Annotated in this window: 18 protein-coding genes; 4 read left to right on the top strand and 14 right to left on the bottom strand. The window is 34.3% G+C overall.

All coding sequences use genetic code 11. From position 1 onward, the window contains the following. Nucleotides 1-33 precede the first annotated feature (33 nt). From E0F98_RS13465 to E0F98_RS13445, 5 genes are all read right to left on the bottom strand, one after another. Entirely contained in the window at nt 34-603 is a 570-nt protein-coding gene (locus E0F98_RS13465) for a DUF4256 domain-containing protein (protein WP_132112341.1), read from the bottom strand. Nucleotides 604-638: 35 nt separating this feature from the next. After that, a complete protein-coding gene (locus E0F98_RS13460) occupies nt 639-1,178 on the bottom strand; it encodes a GNAT family N-acetyltransferase (protein WP_132112339.1) in 540 nt (179 codons plus the stop codon). Nucleotides 1,179-1,424: 246 nt separating this feature from the next. Further along, nucleotides 1,425-2,057 (bottom strand): nitroreductase family protein, encoded by a 633-nt coding sequence (locus tag E0F98_RS13455; protein WP_132112337.1) that lies wholly within the window; start codon nt 2,055-2,057, stop codon nt 1,425-1,427. A gap of 24 nt (nt 2,058-2,081) precedes the next feature. Next, entirely contained in the window at nt 2,082-2,540 is a 459-nt protein-coding gene (locus tag E0F98_RS13450) for a MarR family winged helix-turn-helix transcriptional regulator (protein ID WP_132112335.1), read from the bottom strand. Further along, a complete protein-coding gene (locus E0F98_RS13445; protein WP_132112333.1) occupies nt 2,540-2,971 on the bottom strand; it encodes a DoxX family protein in 432 nt (143 codons plus the stop codon). Before E0F98_RS13445 ends, E0F98_RS13450 begins: the two co-directional genes overlap by 1 nt. Nucleotides 2,972-3,510: 539 nt before the next feature. On the opposite strand from E0F98_RS13445, the gene E0F98_RS13440 reads away from it, so the two are divergent. Next, complete coding sequence (locus tag E0F98_RS13440; RefSeq protein ID WP_132112331.1) at nt 3,511-9,876, top strand: PAS domain S-box protein; 6,366 nt, start codon at nt 3,511-3,513, stop codon at nt 9,874-9,876. A 236-nt stretch (nt 9,877-10,112) separates the two neighbouring features. On the opposite strand, the gene E0F98_RS16330 is transcribed toward E0F98_RS13440, so the two are convergent. From E0F98_RS16330 to E0F98_RS13395, 9 genes are all read right to left on the bottom strand, one after another. Next, nucleotides 10,113-10,181, bottom strand: a complete 69-nt coding sequence (locus tag E0F98_RS16330) for a hypothetical protein (RefSeq protein ID WP_394345851.1) — start codon at nt 10,179-10,181, stop codon at nt 10,113-10,115. Between the two features lie 315 nt (nt 10,182-10,496). Continuing rightward, nucleotides 10,497-10,802: a thioredoxin gene (trxA, locus tag E0F98_RS13430; protein WP_132112327.1), complete on the bottom strand. Its 306-nt coding sequence runs from the start codon at nt 10,800-10,802 to the stop codon at nt 10,497-10,499. Then, nucleotides 10,792-11,001, bottom strand: coding sequence for a hypothetical protein (locus E0F98_RS13425; protein WP_132112325.1), 210 nt, complete (start codon nt 10,999-11,001; stop codon nt 10,792-10,794). Before E0F98_RS13425 ends, trxA begins: the two co-directional genes overlap by 11 nt. Then, the gene (locus E0F98_RS13420) at nt 10,998-11,834 is read right to left on the bottom strand and encodes a methyltransferase domain-containing protein (RefSeq protein ID WP_132112324.1); all 837 of its coding nucleotides are present in this window, start codon (nt 11,832-11,834) and stop codon (nt 10,998-11,000) included. The genes E0F98_RS13425 and E0F98_RS13420 overlap by 4 nt, the downstream gene beginning before the upstream one ends. Further along, on the bottom strand, nt 11,827-12,126 hold the full coding sequence (locus E0F98_RS13415; protein ID WP_132112322.1) for a DUF202 domain-containing protein: 300 nt from the start codon (nt 12,124-12,126) through the stop codon (nt 11,827-11,829). The genes E0F98_RS13420 and E0F98_RS13415 overlap by 8 nt, the downstream gene beginning before the upstream one ends. Nucleotides 12,127-12,129: 3 nt before the next feature. Further along, nucleotides 12,130-12,342, bottom strand: a complete 213-nt coding sequence (locus tag E0F98_RS13410) for a YgaP family membrane protein (protein ID WP_132112320.1) — start codon at nt 12,340-12,342, stop codon at nt 12,130-12,132. 109 nt (nt 12,343-12,451) lie between these two features. Beyond that, nucleotides 12,452-13,864, bottom strand: a complete 1,413-nt coding sequence (locus tag E0F98_RS13405) for an MBL fold metallo-hydrolase (RefSeq protein ID WP_132112318.1) — start codon at nt 13,862-13,864, stop codon at nt 12,452-12,454. Nucleotides 13,865-13,943: 79 nt separating this feature from the next. Next, complete coding sequence (locus E0F98_RS13400) at nt 13,944-14,732, bottom strand: sulfite exporter TauE/SafE family protein (protein ID WP_132112316.1); 789 nt, start codon at nt 14,730-14,732, stop codon at nt 13,944-13,946. A 73-nt stretch (nt 14,733-14,805) separates the two neighbouring features. After that, on the bottom strand, nt 14,806-15,432 hold the full coding sequence (locus tag E0F98_RS13395; protein WP_132112315.1) for a Crp/Fnr family transcriptional regulator: 627 nt from the start codon (nt 15,430-15,432) through the stop codon (nt 14,806-14,808). 297 nt (nt 15,433-15,729) lie between these two features. Here E0F98_RS13395 and E0F98_RS13390 point away from each other — a divergent pair, with 297 nt between their 5' ends. The 3 genes from E0F98_RS13390 to E0F98_RS13380 all read left to right on the top strand — a co-directional run bounded on the left by E0F98_RS13390 (nt 15,730) and on the right by E0F98_RS13380 (nt 18,589). After that, on the top strand, nt 15,730-16,041 hold the full coding sequence (locus E0F98_RS13390; RefSeq protein ID WP_132112313.1) for a rhodanese-like domain-containing protein: 312 nt from the start codon (nt 15,730-15,732) through the stop codon (nt 16,039-16,041). 63 nt (nt 16,042-16,104) lie between these two features. Then, the gene (locus E0F98_RS13385; protein ID WP_132112311.1) at nt 16,105-17,685 is read left to right on the top strand and encodes an NADP-dependent glyceraldehyde-3-phosphate dehydrogenase; all 1,581 of its coding nucleotides are present in this window, start codon (nt 16,105-16,107) and stop codon (nt 17,683-17,685) included. Between the two features lie 193 nt (nt 17,686-17,878). Beyond that, nucleotides 17,879-18,589 carry a hypothetical protein gene (locus E0F98_RS13380; protein ID WP_132112309.1) on the top strand — a complete coding sequence of 237 codons (711 nt, stop codon included), beginning with the start codon at nt 17,879-17,881 and terminating at the stop codon, nt 18,587-18,589. Nucleotides 18,590-19,424 lie beyond the last annotated feature (835 nt).

Below are 19,424 nucleotides of genomic sequence, written 5' to 3'. Positions count from 1 at the left end.
CAAATTTTATTTGCAAGATCGTACCAATACAATTTAAACTCGCAGTACACCACGGAATCCTCTGGCTGCATAATAGGAATCGGCGTTATTGTGATACGCAAATACGGTATTGTATCTAAAATCACAAAATAGTGCACCTCCTAAAGTTCTAATTTCTGCGGGTGTTTGTATCCAACTTGATGTTTTGGTATCGAAATTTCCAAGTTGCTGTAATTCGCGATATTCATCTTCTGTTAAAAGGGAAATTCCCATAGCAGTTGCCACATCAAGAGCATTGTTTTCTGGTTTGAATTTTTTTCTTGATTCGAATGCTTCTCGGTCATAACAATAACTTCTTCGACCTAGCGGACTTTCGGCAGTACAATCATAAAAAAGAAATTCGTCCTTTTTTGTATCATAAGCTACAATATCTGGTTGGCCGCCCGTACTTTCCATCTTATAGAGTGACCACAGTTTTTCAGGATTGGCTTCCAGCTTAGCTTGGACCGTTGTCCAATCCAGATTTTTATGGCGGTTTTTGTTTTTCTCAAAACGCGTTTTTAGTACGTCAAATAGTTCTTTATTTTGTTGGTTTGTCAACTCTTTTTTGGTGTTGTTCGTCATAATGCCCTTTTTTTAGTGGAGAATCTTGCAATAAGTTAGCGCTGACTATTTAAAAGTTCATAGATAGAATTAGAATCATTGTTTTGATCTTTGCGGTTTTCCATAAAGTGAAAGCCATTTTTTTCTAATAATTTTTTAGAACTCTCATTTTTATGATGTGTGAATGCCTCAATCTTATCTAGTTCTAATTCGTTAAACCCAAATTTAACAACGCATTTTAACGCTTCAGTCATAATTCCTTTGTTTTGGAATGCGGGATTTAGGTCGTAACCCACTTCGGCAATTGTATTGTTCTCAGAAAAATTCCATAAACAAATCGAACCAATCAGTTGCGGTTCGTTTTTATACATGATCCCCCAAGTCAGTGATTTACTGTTTCGGAAGTTTTCTGTTATTTCACTAATAAATTGGATCGCCTGAGCGACAGTCTTTGTTTTTCGGTGTTCTGGTCTTTCTATAAATTGATTGATTGTTTCGTCAGATCGTAAATAGAGGATAACGGCAGCATCAGATTCTTCAATTTTTCTTAGTATTAGACCTTCTGATTTTATTTCCGGAAAAGATTCGAAATTCATATTATTGCGTTTTGTGTGGAACTAATTTATGAAATAAACGGGTATAATTAAAATATTGATTTTTGGTAACCGTATTTTATAAATGTAAAAACTTTTGCTTTCGACGAAAGAGAAACCTGAACTAGATTTAGGTGTACGTTTGGTGGTTTTTCAGCAGTCATTTAGTTAGATTGTAGAGAATACACGACAAAAAAAAGAGGTTTGAGTTGACACCCAAACCTCTTTTAATTTTTATAATCTTAGTTATTAATCAATTAATGTAACTAAATCTTCTTTACTTTTTCGCACTTTGGTCAGGTTAACTAACCAGTCATTTTCAGTGTCTCTATAGCCCAATGGCAGCATAACGCAACTTCTAAGTCCTTTGGCTCTTAATCCTAATATTTCGTCTAGTGCATTAGCATCAAAACCTTCTAGAGGCGTACTGTCAACCCCTTCAAATGCAGCAGCAGCTATGGCTTGAGAAAAAGCAATGTAGGCTTGCTTAGCGGCATGGTTAAAGTTTTCTTCGGCGTCCTTTTGTGGGTAGCTATTTAAAAGCATTTGACGGTAATTTTCCCAGCCTTCATTTTTAAATCCACGAATGGTATTTGTCAAATCAAACATTTTGTTGATACGGTCAGCTGTGTAAGTATCCCAGGCAGCAAATACAAGCAAGTGTGAACAATCTGTGACTACAGATTGATTCCAAGAAATAGGTCTAATTTTCTCTTTTATTTCTTGATTTGTAATTACAATTAGTTCAAAAGGTTGAAGGCCACTTGAGGTTGGTGCAAGAGACACAGCTTCGATTATACGGTCTATTTTTTCTTGTGATACTTTATCACCATTCATTGCTTTTGCAGCGTATCTCCAATTTAATTTATCTAATAATTCCATTTTGTCTATATTTATTAATTGTATTTATTTTAAATTTTTGTCGTTCTCTGTTAGTATTCTGATCCACTCATTTAACATGTCTTTTAACTGTATGACATCAGATAAATTAATGTTTTCAGTAAGTAATATTTTGATGAGGTTCTCGGGTATGGGTCTAGCTTGGGCTTTTAGATTTTTTCCTTTTTCTGTCAAGTGTACAATAACACTTCTTTCATCTTCAGAGGAACGATTGCGATGCAATAGCTCCATTTTCTCCATGCGTTTGAGTAAAGGCGATAGCGTATTAGTGTTAAGAAGCAGTTTTTCAGTAATTTGATTTACCGTAAGGCCATCGTTTTCCCACAATACCATTAGTACCAAATACTGTGGATAAGTAATCCCCATTTCCTCTAGATAAGGGCGATATGCTTTAGTGATAAGACGAGAAGCAGAATAGATTGGAAAGCATACTTGGCTGCTTAATTTTAATTGAACGTCTTCCATTAGTTTTCTTTTTTATTGTTTTTCCAAGCTTTAAAAGATCCCGCTGACCACAAAGCCCAAACTATAAGTACCGGTTGAAAGAACAGACGTATAAAACGCGCTCTATCTGAATTTAAAACTCCAAAAGCATCTTTGCCGTCTAAATATTGAGCGATATTTCCAGGGAAAATTAAAACGAAAAATAAGGCAAGTGCCCAACCGAACCTCGCTCTTTCCTTTTTCCAAATCGCTAATCCTAAACCTAGCGCCATTTCTACTATGCCTGATAATAGTACTACTAGATCTTTATTTAGCGGAATCCAATCTGGTACTTGTGCCTGAAAGTCAGCTCTATTAAAAGTCAGATGACTAAAACCAGCATAAATCATGAATAGGGCTAATAGTATTCTGAAAATATTTTGCGTTAATGTTGTTTCTAGCTTTTGTGTCATCTATTTAATTTATATCGCAGTCATTAATATCGTGCACGATGCAAATGTAAGTATTATTAACTATTCGATAGTCTATTTAACGAATATTTTGTATTTGTGTTATCGCGAGATGATTATTTGCATGTTGCAACCTTATACATTGCTGTTCATTGTAAATCAGTTGCAATCTGTGTTTGCTGGAGGTAGGAGTAATTAGGATATATTCCTTTTTGTTAGTTTTAATTTTTTTTTCAACTGCTGCAGAACTAATCTCATTTGAAAAATTAAATAATTCTTTTGTAACTTTTTTTGACTATTGATATTGTTTTGTCTTTCTTTTTTACGAAATATAAGTTCTGATTTCGATAGTTTCGCTTTAATTTTCTTTTTTAGATTAGAAGGAAAAATTGAAACGATTGTGCACTTGCAACAGAAGAAGTGTCGCAATACAACAATTGTTAATTTCTTTTTTAAATAGGGGACTCTTATCTTGTATCTAATCATATATTGCTATATTTAGCCTTTACAAGTGAAAGAGTAATTGATAATTATCTGCGTTTATGAGTATGAATGAAGCCAAGCCAAGCTATGAAGATTTACTCAAGGTTATAATAAATCAAGAGGAAGTAATAAAGAAACTTAGAAAAGAACCGTTAGAGTTAGGCAATTTTGAATTAAATATTAAAGAATCCGAGGATCTGGATCTATTGTGCATTGCAGGAATGGATGGGGTTTTTAAAGAGGTTAATACATCCTTCTTAAAAAAGTTAGGATATACTGAAAAGGAATTGACCAGTACTAGTTTCACTTCTTTTATTCACCCAGAAGATGTTGCAAAAACAAATCGTGAAATAGAAAGATTGTCGAATGATCATACTTCTATTAGTTTCGAAAATAGATATATTAAAAAAAACGGTGCCATTGTATATATTCATTGGACAACTAATGTCGATTATGGAAGAAAACTTATTTACGGAATAGGAAGGGATTTAACCCAAATAAGAGAAGCCCAACAGAATTTAATTACCAGCGAGCGACTCTTAAATTACGCCCAAAAAATAGCTAAGATTGGAAGTTGGGAATTCGATATGATCACTAATAAAATGATTTGGTCGGAAGAATTATATTCTATTTATGAAGTCGAAAAGAAACCGAATGAGGAGTTGTTTCAGTCCTACTTAAAGTGCTTTTCAAAAGAAAATCTTATATTATTTCAAGATAAAATCAATCAATGTATGATTGATAAGGAGCCTTTTGAAATAGAGGAGGCGGCACATTTTTCTAATAATAGAATAAAATGGCTTAATGTAGTTGTGGTTCCTGTAACAGATATAAATGGAGATGTAATTGCCCTTAGAGGAAATACACAAGATATTTCTTCGAAAAAAGAAATAGAAGAAACCTTAAAAGCCAAGGAGCAAAATGAAATTGCTCTTATTGCGAAGTTAATTAAAGAGAAAAGCAACGCTAAATTCAGAAATTATATAGATAATGCCCCTGATGGCGTTTTTGTAGTCGATAGTAAGGGAAATTATTTAGAAGTTAACGCAGCTGCATCTTCAATAACTGGATTCTCAAAAGAAGAACTACTGGCTATGAAATTTGGCGAGTTATCCTCTCCAGAGACTGTCGATAACTCCAGAAAGCAATTCAAAGAGCTGCTGGCAACAGGTAAATTGAAAGGAGAGCTAACAATTATCCACAAAAATGGGACAGTCGTTAATGTGTTAGTTGATGCCGTAAAACTCTCGGCAAATTCATTTCTTGCGTTTGTAAAAGATATCACCCAAAGTAAAGCCGCAGCTGAGCTGCTGAATAATACATTCGAACGGATCAGTGATGCTTTCGTGGCACTAGATAATAATTGGTGTTACACCTACATGAATAAAAAAGCAGCAGAGATCTATAATAGAAATCGTCAGGATTTGATTGGTAAGAGCATTTGGACAGAATATCCTGAAGCTATAAATCAATCTTTTTTTAAAGCGTGTCACGAATCAATCGCGGAGCAAAAATATGTTTTCGTTGAAGAGTTCGACTGTTACTCAGGTTTGTGGTTTGAAAACCATATTTATCCTTCGGCTGATGGTCTTTCTATTTTTTTTAGAGATATATCTGAAAAGAAAAGAGCTGATGAAATTATTAGAAAAAACGAAGACCGCTTTAGAGCTTTAGTAGAAAATAATCAAGGAATAATTACTGTTATTGATGAAGAATTAAAAGTTGTTTATAGGAGCATTTCATCGGCCCGTGTTACTGGATACACCAATGAAGAATTTGATGCAATTACAGATGAAGCCTATTACCATCCGGATTATTTAGAATATGTACATATTAAGATTAAGGAGTCTATTGACAATCCTAATATTCCTATTGCTCTTTTGTTTCAGGTTAAACATAGAGACGGAAGGTACATATGGTTAGAAGGAGTGCTGAATAATAAACTTGCTGATCCTAGTATAAATGGTATAATTACAAATTTTAGAGATATTACGGAGCAAAAAAATACGGAGTTAAAAGTCATAGAAAACGAAAGATATTTTCGTGCCTTGGTCGAAAATAATGAAAGTATTATTGTTGTATTAGACAAAAATTTAAAGACAATATTTCGCAGCCCTTCTTCCACTCGAATTACAGGCTACAGCAGTCAAGAATTTAAGGAATTGACTGATAAAGATTATTTCCACCCCGATTATTTAGAGTATATGAAACTGCAAATCCAAAAAACTTTGGATTATCCAGATACTCCAAATCCAGTTTTGTTTAAGGTTAAACATAAAAACGGGGGATATATATGGCTAGAAGGGATTTTGACAAATTTGATTAATCAAAGAGGTGTTTTAGGAGTTATAGCTAACTTAAACGATGTCACTGAAAGAAAAGAAGCAATCGAGTTATTAGAAAATGAAAGAGATAAATTCTTTAAAATAGCAACAACAGCTCCGGGCTTGATTTATTCGATGCGTAAAAACAAAGACGGTACATTGAGTTATCCTTATGCCAGTGATGCGATAAGGGATATTTATGGACTTGAATTTGAGGAGGTCGAAAAAGATTCCAATAGTATTTTTAAACGAATCCATCCGGATGATTTAGCGATGGTTATTGATAAAATCAACAAAACTAAAACAGAATTAGTTCCATTAAAAGGGACCTATCGCTATTTACATCCTACAAAAGGATTGGTTTGGCATGAAGTGAATTCATTACCTGTTGTAGAGCCGTCAGGAACCGTAATTTGCCATGGTATTATTACAGATATCACTGAAGGAATAGAAGCGGAGCAAAAAATTATAAAAGCGAATAGATTGTATCATTTTATCAGTCAAATTAATCAAATGATTGTTCGTACTGCTGATGAAGAAACACTCTTTAGAGAGACCTGTACTATTGCTGTTGAAACGGGCAAATTTAAAATGGCTTGGATAGGGTTAATAGATGAGTTTACTAATGCATTAGTACCTGCAGTGGTTACAGGAGAAGATAGAGGGTATCTCTCTGCAATTAAGACAATTTCGATTAATGAAACACCACAAGGAAGAGGACCCGCAGGAACAGCAATAAGGGATGCGAAGTATGTTATTTGTAATGACATAGAAAACTGTACTCTAATGACGCCTTGGAAAGAAGAAGCGCTAAGTCGAGGGTATAATTCTGTAATGTCATTACCTATAAAAAAGAGCAGTAAAATTATTGGAGTTCTATGTCTCTATTCGACTGAAAAAAACTTTTTTGATGCAGAAGAAATTGCATTATTAGATAAAGCGACTGAGGATGTATCTTTTGCACTTGATGTTTTTGAAATAGAAATTCAAAATAAAAAAGCGGAAGAAGCTGTTTTTCAAAGTGAAAAAAGGTACCACGCACTTACAGAAGCTTCTCCAGTGGGGATATTCCGTACTGATGCAACTGGGTCAACTACTTATGTTAATCCAAGTTGGTCCACTATGTCAGGACTGTCATTTGAAGAAGCATTGGGTGACGGTTGGCTTAATGCTGTTCATAAGGACGATCGAAAAGTAATTATTAATGGATGGGATGATGCCACCGTAGCACATCAGGAATCAATTTCTGAGTATCGTTTTGAAAGATCTGATGGTACAATTGTGTGGGTGATGGGACAAGCGATTCCTGATCGAAATGTAGATAACGAGATTGTTGGCTACATCGGTACCGTTACTGATATTACAAATCGAAAAATCGCTGAAGATATAATTTTTAAAGAAAAACTACTTTCCGAGACGATAATAAATGATCTACCCGGTTTGTTTTATCTCTGTGATCAATTTGGTAAATCTTTAAAATGGAACAAAAATTTTGAACATGTTACAGAATACACAGGTTCTGAAATTAGTCAAATGACTCCTTTGGATTTTTTTCATGAAGAGGACCAGGAAGAGGTCAATTCAAAAATCATGATCGTATTAGATGAAGGATATGCTAGTATTGAAGTTGATATTTATACAAAAACAAATAATAGAGTACCCTATTATATTAGTGGAACAGCTATAGAATATGAAGGAAAAAGATGCCTTCTAGCGATGGCATTAGACTTAACGGAGAGAAAAAAGGCCGAAGAAATAATTAAAAGCGCAAATGAACGCTTCGAATTAATTTCGTCGGCAACAAATGATGCTTTGTTTGAGTTAGATTTTGTGACCGGTAAAAACTGGCATAATAAAGTATCTTATGATAATTTAAATTCTGACAATCATGATTTGTCAACTGAAGAAAATAAATTATTGTGGAGATCAAAGCTACATCCTGACGATAGAGATAGAGTTATTAAAAGCATTGAAGCATGTTACGCTGGAACCTCAAATTCCTGGGCAGAGGATTTTCGTTTTTTAAGACCTGATGGTACTTATGGTAGTTTTTACGAACGTGCTAAAATTTTAAGAGACGATAAAGGCAATCCGACTCGTTTTATAGGATCGATGTTAGATCTTACTGACGTAAAAAGGGCCGAAGAAGAATTCAAGAAGGCTAATAAAAGGTTGGAAGCAATCATCGATGCCATACCAGATCTAATGCTAGAAGTAGGTTTAGATGGAACCATCTACAACTATCATTCCCATCGTAAAGATTTATTTACGGAATCTACAGATCGATTTATTGGCAAGAAAATATCAGAAGTATTACCTGCTGAGGCTGCTAATTTAGCTTTTTTGGCCATCCGGGAAGCTGCTGAAAATGGGTTTTCGACCGGGAGACAATACACCTTGGAAAAGAAAAATGAAATACGTTGGTATGAGTTGTCGATCGCACCAATGAAGGAAACGGAGGAACATGAAATTCATTTTATATGCCTTTCGCGTGATATTACAAAAGTCAAACTTGTTGATGAATCACTTGCAAAAAGTGAAGAAAGGTATCGCGGATTGTTAGATAATTTGGATGCAGGTATTGTCGTTCATGCAGCAGATACTTCCGTCATTATGAGCAATAACAAAGCCTCGGAATTATTGGGTTTAAGTACCGAACAAATTATAGGTAAAAAAGCGATAGATCCAATTTGGAAATATTTAAATGAAGATAATTCGATTTTAGATATTGAAAAACACCCGATAAGCCTTATTTGTAAAACAAAAGAAGCGGTCAAAAACTTCACCTTAGGAATTAATCATCCTAATACTGAAACGATAGTATGGGTTTTAGTTAATGGCTTTCCAGTTTTAGACACTAAAGATGAAATTACTGAAATTGTAATTAGTTTTATTGATATTACGCAGCGAAAATTAATGGAAATTGAATTATTGCAGTCAAAAGAACAATCTGAAGCAGCGAACAAAGCCAAGACTGATTTTCTGGCTAATATGAGTCATGAAATTAGAACTCCCTTGAATGGAATCATTGGGTTTACCCATTTGCTAATGAAGTCCGGACTGGAAAAAAATCAGTCAGAATACATGTCTACCATTAATGATTCTGCGACTTCTTTAATGCAAATTGTAAACGATGTTCTGGATTTTTCTAAAATTGAATCTGGGAAATTAGAATTGCATATTGAAGAAGTAAATTTGTATGAATTGACGCGTCAGGTTATCGACTTATTCAGCTATCAGGCAACCCAAAAGAATCTTGATTTAGTTTTAAATCTCAATGGGAATGTTCCAAAATATATACTAGCGGACTCTGTTAGATTAAAACAAGTTTTAGTGAATTTATTGAGTAATGCATTAAAATTCACAAGTTTTGGAGAAATACGTCTTGATGTTTCTGAAATCGAAGTTGTAAATCGCAAAATTACAACTTTACAGTTTTCTGTAAAAGATACCGGTATTGGAATTAAGGAAGATAACAATGAAAAAATATTTAGCTCCTTTGTGCAAGAGGATAATTCTACCAATCGAAAGTTTGGAGGAACTGGGCTAGGATTGGCTATTTCAAATCAATTATTGGACTTAATGGACAGTAAATTACAACTGGTGAGTAAGTATGGAGACGGAAGTGATTTTTTCTTCGAAATTAAATTCGAAAAATCCAAAGCCAGAAAGAAGCCAGCTCCTGAAAACATTACTACACCTGAAAAATTAGTAATCGAAAGCTTTAGCGATAAAAAGGTTTTAATTGTTGAGGACAATAGAATCAACATGCTTTTAGCAAAAACATTGGTTAAAAAATTAATTTCTAATTGCAGAATCTACGAAGCTAGGGATGGAAATGAAGCTGTGGAACAATATGAAAAAGAAAGACCGGATATTATTCTAATGGATATCCAAATGCCAAATAAGAATGGATACGAGGCGACTCACGAAATTCGACTGTTAGATGGCGGCTTAAACACTCCAATCATCGCGATAACAGCTGGTATAATGACTGGTGATAAAGAAAAGTGTCTGGAGTCAGGTTTAGATGATTATTTGTCAAAACCAATTATTGAAGGTGATTTAGAACAAATGTTAATGAAATGGCTTCATAAATAAGGGACTATTTATTCAAGGTTTATTTTAAAATTCACGTTAAATATTAATCCTGTTTTGTAAAGTGAAGTCCTTTTTTATTAATGTGTATCAAAGGAATATAATTGTCAATGGCAAATGAAATATAATCATGTGTGAAGTTTTTTATTTTTTCAAAAATAGAAGCTTCCGAATTAAATTTCGTTGATCTGTTGAGCTATTTGACTAAAGGCATTCATAAAGACAGTTTCAAATAGTAATTATTTGTTTTTAAAACAATAATGGAGGATTACTTTGTTTATACCGGCGGCGGCGGCGATTTCTTTCATACATGCTCGCGCGAATCCCTTTTTTTGGAACACGGATCCAGCGGCATAAAATATTTTTTCTAGGGAGTCATTAAGTTTAACTTTTTGGTTTAACCGTTTGGTTGATAGAGGTAGAAAAAAAAGCAACTAGAGTTACTTTTTTTACATACATATTAAGTAGAAAACTGCATATAAGGCTTCGATGTAAAGTGAAGTTAGGCGGTTTTAATTTGATTTTGAAACCACAACTTATACAACTGACGTCGTGGTTCTACTTATATCGCGCAATGGTTCCTGCGTTTATTCCTTTTCCCGCAAGGATTATTACGTTTTTTGTCATTTATTGCTTTTTTCTAGAATGATGTCGATTATGGCTTTCTTTTCCACAACTCCTGATTGACGCCATAATTGTTTTCCATTTTGGAAAAGAATCATCGTAGGTACACCACGAACTTGGTATTTAGAAGCAAGCGGTTGGTTTTTATCAATATCTATTTTTATAATCGAAATTCGGTCACCTAAATTATCTTTCACTTCTTTTAAAATGGGCCCAAGAACTTTACATGGTCCACACCAGGTTGCATGAAAATCAATCAATACCGGTTTTTCTGAATTTATGAGATTGTCAAAACTATTGTTCATTTTTATTTTTTTTTAGAGGTGGTACTGCGCATCCATTTAGGCTGCAGCCAGTATTAAAAATGGATTGGAATAGAAAAAATGCTGCCATGAAACCAAATAACCATTCTTGATATTGTACCGCTTGTTGTATTAAAAACAGTCCAATAACAAGCCGAATCCAGCGCATGCTATGCCAGTTTGTTAATAGTAATTGTTTCATTTCGTTATCTTCTTAATTTTATACTTCTCATCATAAGAAACTATTGTCTGAAGTTCTTCTAATGGTATTTCTCTATTACTCACAATGAGTACTTCGGCAAAATTGCTGCTCATACTTACATTGAGTACGTCATTAAGTGCCGCAAACTTTTTAGTAACGGTATCCATGCAGCCACTGCAAGTAATTCCTTCAAATTCATAAAGGTTCACCAGAGTAGTACTATTTTTTTTAAATTCGAAAAATAATTCTGAATTACTTCTTGGAGCAATAGAATTGTTGCTTTTTTCTAATGAAGTAAAGTCAAATGCGTGCTTAAAAAGAAGTTCGTATTCTTCTTGGCTTCCGCCAAAAGGAGGGCTTACCTCAAATATTCGATTAAAAAGCAAGCCAGAAATTTTCCCGTCTTTTGCTAAGAGCTCGTGCATTTTCCAAACATACTTTTGACGCATTGTAGGTGGCAAAGCACAGAAAAATGTTTGTTCGATAATCAAATCATATTCTCCTTTATGGCTGAAAAAATCACCCAATAATACTTGGATATGAGTATTAGTGATAAATTTTTCTGCAATAATTTTTACTAATGTAGGAGCAATATCTATGACTGTAACATTTGTAAATCCTTGTTCTAGAAGGTAGGCGGCTTCATAGCTGTTTCCACATCCTGGTATTAAAATAGCGATGTCTTTATCTTTTAAAGTATCTATATAAGTTTTGATTGGGGGAGAGACCAAGCCTAAATCCCAGCCAGTGGCGTTTGCTTTGTACTGTGCATCCCAATATTCTTGGTCTAATGGCTTTTCGCAGGATACCACACAACATGATTCGTTATTCATAATAATCTAATTTATAATCTCCAATATGTTTTTCATTTTTAGTAATCATTTTTCTGTGTTTAAAATAATTAAAAAGGCCTAAAATTAGAATCACAAATGCAATTGTGTAAAACGTAATTTCAATGAAAAGACCGTTTTCAATCTGCAATAGATTTCTAGTGCTTAAACCTGCTACAAAAAAATACATTGCTGTGCGTACAAAAGCTAAAATTGTGGTTTGATTTGCTAATGTGGTTCGCTGCAAGGCGAGCTGTTCTCTTAAGATCAAGTCCTTATTGACTGTGTCCTTCATAGATTAAATGTTGGTTTTGTTTCTTCGACTACTATGTCCAAATATGCTATAGGCGGGACAATAGCCTATCAAACTTGTAATAAACAAGATGAGGGCAATGCTACCTAAAACTATAGCGGTAGTGCCACTTATGATGTTTACGAAATACATTATGGCAATAATAGCTGCTATAGTTGCTCTTATCAATTTGTCAGTTGTACCTAAGTTCTTTTTCATAATTTTGATTTTTAATAAAAATTAAAATTCTTAATATGTTCCCATGAAAGTACGGCATATATGGCTAATAACCAAGTCCTTTAACAGCCTATTGTCATTTAACTGTATTTTATAAAACTTTACTTTGACACACAAAATCAGTTTTTGGTGTCGTAGTTTTTGCGATAGCATTAAATCCTCCCTCAACTTCTGAGAAGTTTCTGAATCCTCGCGCTTGCAATATCGATGCAGCGATCATACTGCGATATCCACCGGCACAATGAAGAAAAAAGGGCTGTTTAGGGTCTATGTCTTTGATCCAATTATTGATACTTGCTAAAGGTTTACTATAAGCATCTTCCACATGTTCTGCGGCATATTCCGTGTCTTTACGGATATCGATTACTTTACTTTCTCCAATTTTCACTGTCTTTGCAAACTCTTCGGCCGTAATCCTATTAATTGTATCCGTTTCTTTACCTGCTTTTTCCCAACCTTGAAATCCGCCTTCAAGATGTCCTACTAAGTTATCAAATCCTACACGACTTAAACGAGTGACTGACTCTTCTTCCTGGCCAATTTCTGTAACGAGAATAATTGGTTGTTTTACATCAGCAATCAATGCACCTACCCAAGGAGCAAAATCACCTTCAATTCCTATGTTTATAGATTGTGGAATAAATCCTTTAGCAAAATCTCCATTTTTTCGGGTGTCTAAGATTAAAGCTCCAGTATCTTCGACTACCGCTTCAAAATCAGTTGGATTTACTGCTCTCATACCGTTGTTTAAAACAGTCTCAAAGCTTTCGTATCCTTTTTTATTCATAGCGACATTCATTCCAAAATAAGCTGGCGGAGGCAATAGACCGTCCGTTACTTCTTTGATGAATTCCTCCTCGGTCATATTTGCTCTCAAAGCATAGTTAGTTTCTTTTTGATTACCAATGGTCGAAACTGTTTCTTTACTCATATTTTTTCCACAAGCACTTCCAGCACCATGAGCTGGATATACAATTACATCATCTGGCAACGTCATTATTTTATCTCTTAAAGAATGAAATAATATTCCTGCTAATTGTTCCTGAGTCATAGCAGCTGCTTTTTGTGCTAGATCTGGTCTTCCGACATCGCCTATAAACAAGGTATCTCCAGAGAAAATAGCATGCTCTTTACCGTCTTTATCAATCAATAAATAAGTTGTACTTTCCATAGTATGTCCAGGAGTGTGCAATGCTTTTATTTTGATATCTCCAAGAACAAATTCTTGACTATCAGTTGCGATTATTGCTTCAAATTCAGGATTTGCATTTTTACCGTACACAATTGGTGCTCCCGTAGCTTTGCTTAAATCAAGATGTCCCGAAACAAAATCAGCATGGAAATGAGTCTCAAAAATGTATTTTAGTCTTACATTATCGCGTTCTAATCGGTCAAGGTAAGGCTGTACTTCACGAAGGGGATCTATAATTGCCGCTTCGCCATTTGAAGTTATGTAATACGCACCTTGTGCTAAACATCCTGTATATATTTGTTCTATTTGCATGATTCTGTTTTTTTATTTTTATTCTAAACAAAGATAAATCTTGTAAAGCGATTTATCAGTGACTATTGTTACTTAACATTTATTTAAAGAAGATTTCTTTAGTGATAATATACAATCCCATTACTAATACGAACCAGCCAAAAGCAGGTTTCAATTTTGCGCCGTCAATTTTTCTTGATAATTGCGTTCCAATAAATAAACCAATTATCGCCAGGAATGATAGGGTTAAAAGTAATTCATAATTAAGTTTAACTCCGCCAATAATATCGCCGCTAAATCCAATAATGGAATTCACAAAAATGATGAAGAGTGAAGTTCCTACTGCTTTTTTCATTGGTAAATTAGCAAAAAATAAAAGCGCAGGTATAATTAGAAAACCTCCTCCAGCACCTAGAAAACCAGTTACTAATCCCACAACTAGTCCTATAAAAGATAATTTCACAAAATTTACTTGAACATCTTCTTGTTGTGGCTTTGATTTTCTTACCATCGAAACTGATGTTGCGATCATTAGAACAGCAAAAACAAGCATGATGAGAAGATTCTTTGTTATTTCAAATGTCCCAATGTAAAAAATGGAATCAGGAATTATAGGCAATAAAATTTTTCGAATAAATAGTAAAGAAATAATCGAAGGCACGCCAAAATATATGGCCGACTTTATTTTTAGATTTCCTAACACATATTGACTGTAAGATCCTACCATGGAAGTAATTCCAACGATAAATAAAGAGTAACTTGTCGCTTGTTCTGGGTTTACTTTAAAAAGATAAACTAAAATCGGCACGGCAAGAATAGATCCTCCGCCACCTATAAGACCTAAAGTAAGACCTATTATAATTGAAGCTAAATAACCAAAATATTCCATCTATAAATTTTTCTTACAAAGGTTGGTTGTATTTATTTCTCTTACAGTAACAATTGTCACATAGACCTTTTTTTTAGTTCAAAAGCTCAATGTGATTGCGATGCAATTGCACTAAACCCCGTTGTTCCATTTTTTTGAGTAATCGAGAAATGACTTCTCTTGAGGTATTTAAATCTCTTGCAATCTCTTGATGGGATAATTTTACATCTTTACATCCACATGCATCTGAATGACGTTTTAAGTAAAACTCTAAGCGTTCGTCCATTGCTCTGAAGGCGATGTTATCTACTACTTCTAGTAATTCCTCAAATCGAATACGATAAGTATAGATTACAAATTCATTCCAACTGCGGTGCTCCATCATCCATTTCTCCATTAAAGAAAGCGGAACGATTATTAACTCTACATCATCAACTGCAACAGCTGTAATTTGACTAGTTTGACTTTTAGTAGCACAAATCATAGAAACGGCACAAGCTTGTCCAGGTTGCAAAAAATACATTAGAAATTCACCGCCATTTTCTCCTTCTCTAAAAACCTTAAGCTGACCTTTAGTAACTAACATTGTATTATTGATATATTGACCAGTTCGCATCATGACATCACCCGCTTTAAAAGATTGAATTGATGCATGCTCTTGAATTTCTTGAATCAATTCATTGGAAAAAGTAGGGAAAGTTTTTTTTAGAGAATCTTGCATTTTGAGTTCTTATTTGATTTTAATTTAGTACGCATTAGTGTAAAAGTACATTAAAAATTGAATAAGTTTAGGAAACGGAATGCGTACTTGGTCGTGCTATTATTTTTGCCATGGACTTTACAGCATCTTCAATTTGTCTATCGATTTAGTGGACTATATTTCGTAATTAGTAGTAAAAAAGATAATTCACTGATTATTAAATGGTCGCGAAAACGTTTTTTACGATATATTATTTAATTCTAAAGTCACGGTTTTATTGTTATCGAAAAGTATTGTAATTTTACAAAAAACACGATTATGAATTTAACACAAGAAGATTGGGCTTCTAATCTTGAAGCAGATACCAATGCAGTGATCCTGGATGTAAGAACTGAGGACGAATTTAATGACGGAATCATTCCGAACGCGGTAAATATCGATATCCATCAAGGACAATTTTTTATTTCAGAAATTGAAGCCTTGGACAAGAATAAAAACTACTATGTTTATTGTCGTTCTGGAGTCAGAAGTGCCAAAGCATGCGAAGTAATGAATGAATTAGGTATTGAAAACGCCTTTAATTTAACAGGCGGCATTTTAGCATGGAATGGAGAGATCGTATCTCCCTGATAATTAAAAGATAATATAAATATTTTCTATACCTAAAAAAACAGAATGTCAAAAACAACCACAATGATTACAATACCAGAAGAATTTCAAATAAAAGATTTATTAAACCAAGATAATTATTTAGTAAACGGTGAATTAAAAAAATGGGAAGGGCAAACATCAGCCGTTTTTTCAACTATTTCATCTACTGAAGAATACGCACCAACAATATTAGGATCTATCCCATTTATGGGTGAGAAAGAAGGCTTGGAAGCAGTGGAAGCTGCTGATTTAGCTTACAATAACGGTCAAGGGCTTTGGCCTACAATGAGAGTCAAAGATCGTATCAAGTGCATGAGTAGTTTTGTTAGACAAATGGAAACTACAAGAGAGGAGGTTGTTAAATACCTAATGTGGGAAATTGGGAAATCACTCGGTGATTCACAAAAAGAATTTGACAGAACCGTTGAGTATATCTATGATACCATTGAAGATTACAAGAAGCTAGATCGTGATAGCGCTAAATTTATAAAAAGCCAAGGAGTAAATGCGATGGTCCGTAGAGGACCTTTAGGAGTGGTTTTGTGTCTAGGGCCATACAATTATCCATTGAACGAAACTTTTGCTTTGCTCATTCCTGCGCTAATTATGGGGAATACTGTAGTTTTTAAACCTGCTAAACATGGAGTTCTATTAATTTCACCTTTATTAGAAGCATTTAGAAACAGCTTCCCAGCTGGAGTAATAAATATAGTCTATGGTAGAGGTAGAGAAGTGGCTTCGCCAATAATGAAATCTGGAAAAGTCGCGGTTCTTGCATTAATAGGAAATAGTAAATCTGCGATCGCATTACAAGATCAACACCCTAACAAAAACAGACTGCGTTTAATTCTAGGACTTGAGGCTAAAAATCCTGCAATTATATTAGCTGATGCTGATTTAGATCTAGCAATTCAAGAATGTATTTCAGGAACACTATCTTTTAATGGTCAACGCTGTACTGCACTGAAGATTTTATATGTTCACGAAGATATAGTAGAAGAATTCAATAAAAGATATGCGGCAAAAGTAGATGCGTTAGTTTTTGGAAACCCATGGGAAAAAGGAGTTTCACTTACTCCATTACCAGAGAAGGGAAAACCAGCTTACATTCAAGAATTAATTGATGACGCGGTAAGTAAAGGAGCTAAAGTTATTAATGAAAAAGGAGGAGAACACAGTCCTAATTATATTTTCCCTGCGGTTTTATATCCAATAAATAAGGAAATGAGGGTATATAATGAAGAGCAATTTGGGCCAGTTGTGCCTATTCTTTCATTTAAAGACATTCAAGAACCTCTAAACGATATGGCCGAGTCTAATTATGGTCAGCAAGTAAGTTTATTTGGCAAAGACATAAAAACAATTGCCCCGCTTATTGATACGCTTGTAAATCTAGTTTGTCGCGTCAACTTAAACAGTTCATGTCAAAGAGGACCGGATATTTATCCTTTTACTGGACGCAAAGATTCAGCGGTAGGAACATTAAGCATCCATGATGCTTTGCGTTCTTTCTCAATAAGAACTTTTGTTGCATCCAAAGATAATGACTACAACAATCAAATCTTACAAAGTTTATTAAATAGTGATGAGTCTAATTTTATTACAACTGACTATATCTTGTAGGATGTATTTTAATATTTTTAAAAAGCCGTTTTGTTTAATTTAACAAAACGGCTTTTTTTGGTTTAGGAACAGGAACTTTATGGCTATATACTTTGAAACACTATTGTTAAAGTTTAAAATTACATATAAATGATTGATAATCAATGATTTTATCTTAAATTTATATTGCGATTTAACTTAAAATGATAAGGGTATGAAAAATAGTAAACATTTTATGAGACCAGTTTTAATAGTATTTATTGCTGTTGTGTTTTTATCTTGTAAAAACGATAAAGCTGAGAAAGAAGATCCGGCGATGACGGAAAACGATTCCGTAAGTGATGATTTTGAGCCATTTAAAGTAATTCTTATTAAGCATGAAGTAGCTGATTATAATGAGTGGAGGTCTGAATATGATGCTCACGATTCCATTAGACGGGTACACGCTATTTCTCATTTTGTTATTGGTCGAGAAATGGATAATGATAATATGATAATTGTTATTGATAAAATCAGTGATGTCAATAAAGCAAAGGAGTTTAGTATGCTTCCCGATTTAAAAGAAAAAATGAAAAAGGCAGGAGTTAAAGGTCTAGCTATGTTTTCTTATTATGATGTAATACGAAATAATGATGCAAGAATTAATTTGCGAGACAGGCTGATGGTTATTCACCGTGTAAAAGATTTTGACGCATGGTTAAAAGTGTATGACAATGAAGGAATGACTAAAAGAATGGAAGAGGGCTTAATAGATAGGGCAATGGCAAGAAGTATTGACGACCCCAATGTCGTTGCATTGGTATTTGCAGTTTCAGACATGAATAAGGCAAAAGCAAGTATTACTTCAGCAGAAAAGATGAAATTAATGAAAGAGGCCGGTGTAGAAGGTAAACCTGAACTCACGTTTTATAAACTAACAGAATAATGTCTGCTTGATTAATATAGAGTCTAGGAGTTCCCCATTATATAAAAGAGAGGCTGTACCTATATAAAAGGAGTAGCCACTTTTTCTCAGAATCTATCCCGATCGCTACCGGGATCCGCTCCCGAGACTTCTGGGTGCTACAATCTACCTCTCCGTCGCTTCTTGTCCGAAAAGACGATAAGGGAGGAGAGATAGGATTTCCACTGCTATGGGGGCTAGGGGAGTTGTTTTCAGCGGTGAGATTTAGTGAGTATTAGTAAAATCTCCAAAAAACCACACCTATATATAGTGGTATAGCAAGCAGAACTACTAATTATAGTAGTTGTCAAGAGTAGGAAGCTTGTCCTGCTAATTACAAAGTAATAGCAAACGCTCCGTATTTTCAACGAAACAACGCAAACTACGTCCACAAAGTCACCCCCTCCTTTGGAGAGGGTCGGGGAGAGGAAAAACTTTCCTTTTCAAAACACGTATTTCCAGCGAGTTAAACCCAAGGTTAAGAAAACGTGAAAAAATAGTCTATCAAAAGTATTGAATAACGGTATAAAGGTGCTACTTTTGCACCCGCAACAGCGAATAAGTTCATAAGAATATTGACAGGTTATAGAGGGGTTTAGGATTGGAATTATTTCTAAAATAAATCAAAATAAAGCTTGTGAGATTCGAAATTGCTTATTACATTTGCAGCCCGCAAAACGCGCAATGTTCCTTGAAAGACTGCAAAGAAAAGATAAAGAAATGAGGATTTAAATCTTCGAAAAAAAACTTTAAATTTTTCTTGCGAGAAACAAAAGACTTTGTTACTTTTGCACCCGCTTCGGGAAACATGTTTACA

It is taken from the genome of Flavobacterium hiemivividum, from assembly GCF_004349145.1.
Classification (GTDB): Bacteria; Bacteroidota; Bacteroidia; order Flavobacteriales; family Flavobacteriaceae; genus Flavobacterium; species Flavobacterium hiemivividum.
Note: the sequence above shows the minus strand (reverse complement) of the source record. Positions and strands in the feature narration are given on the sequence as shown.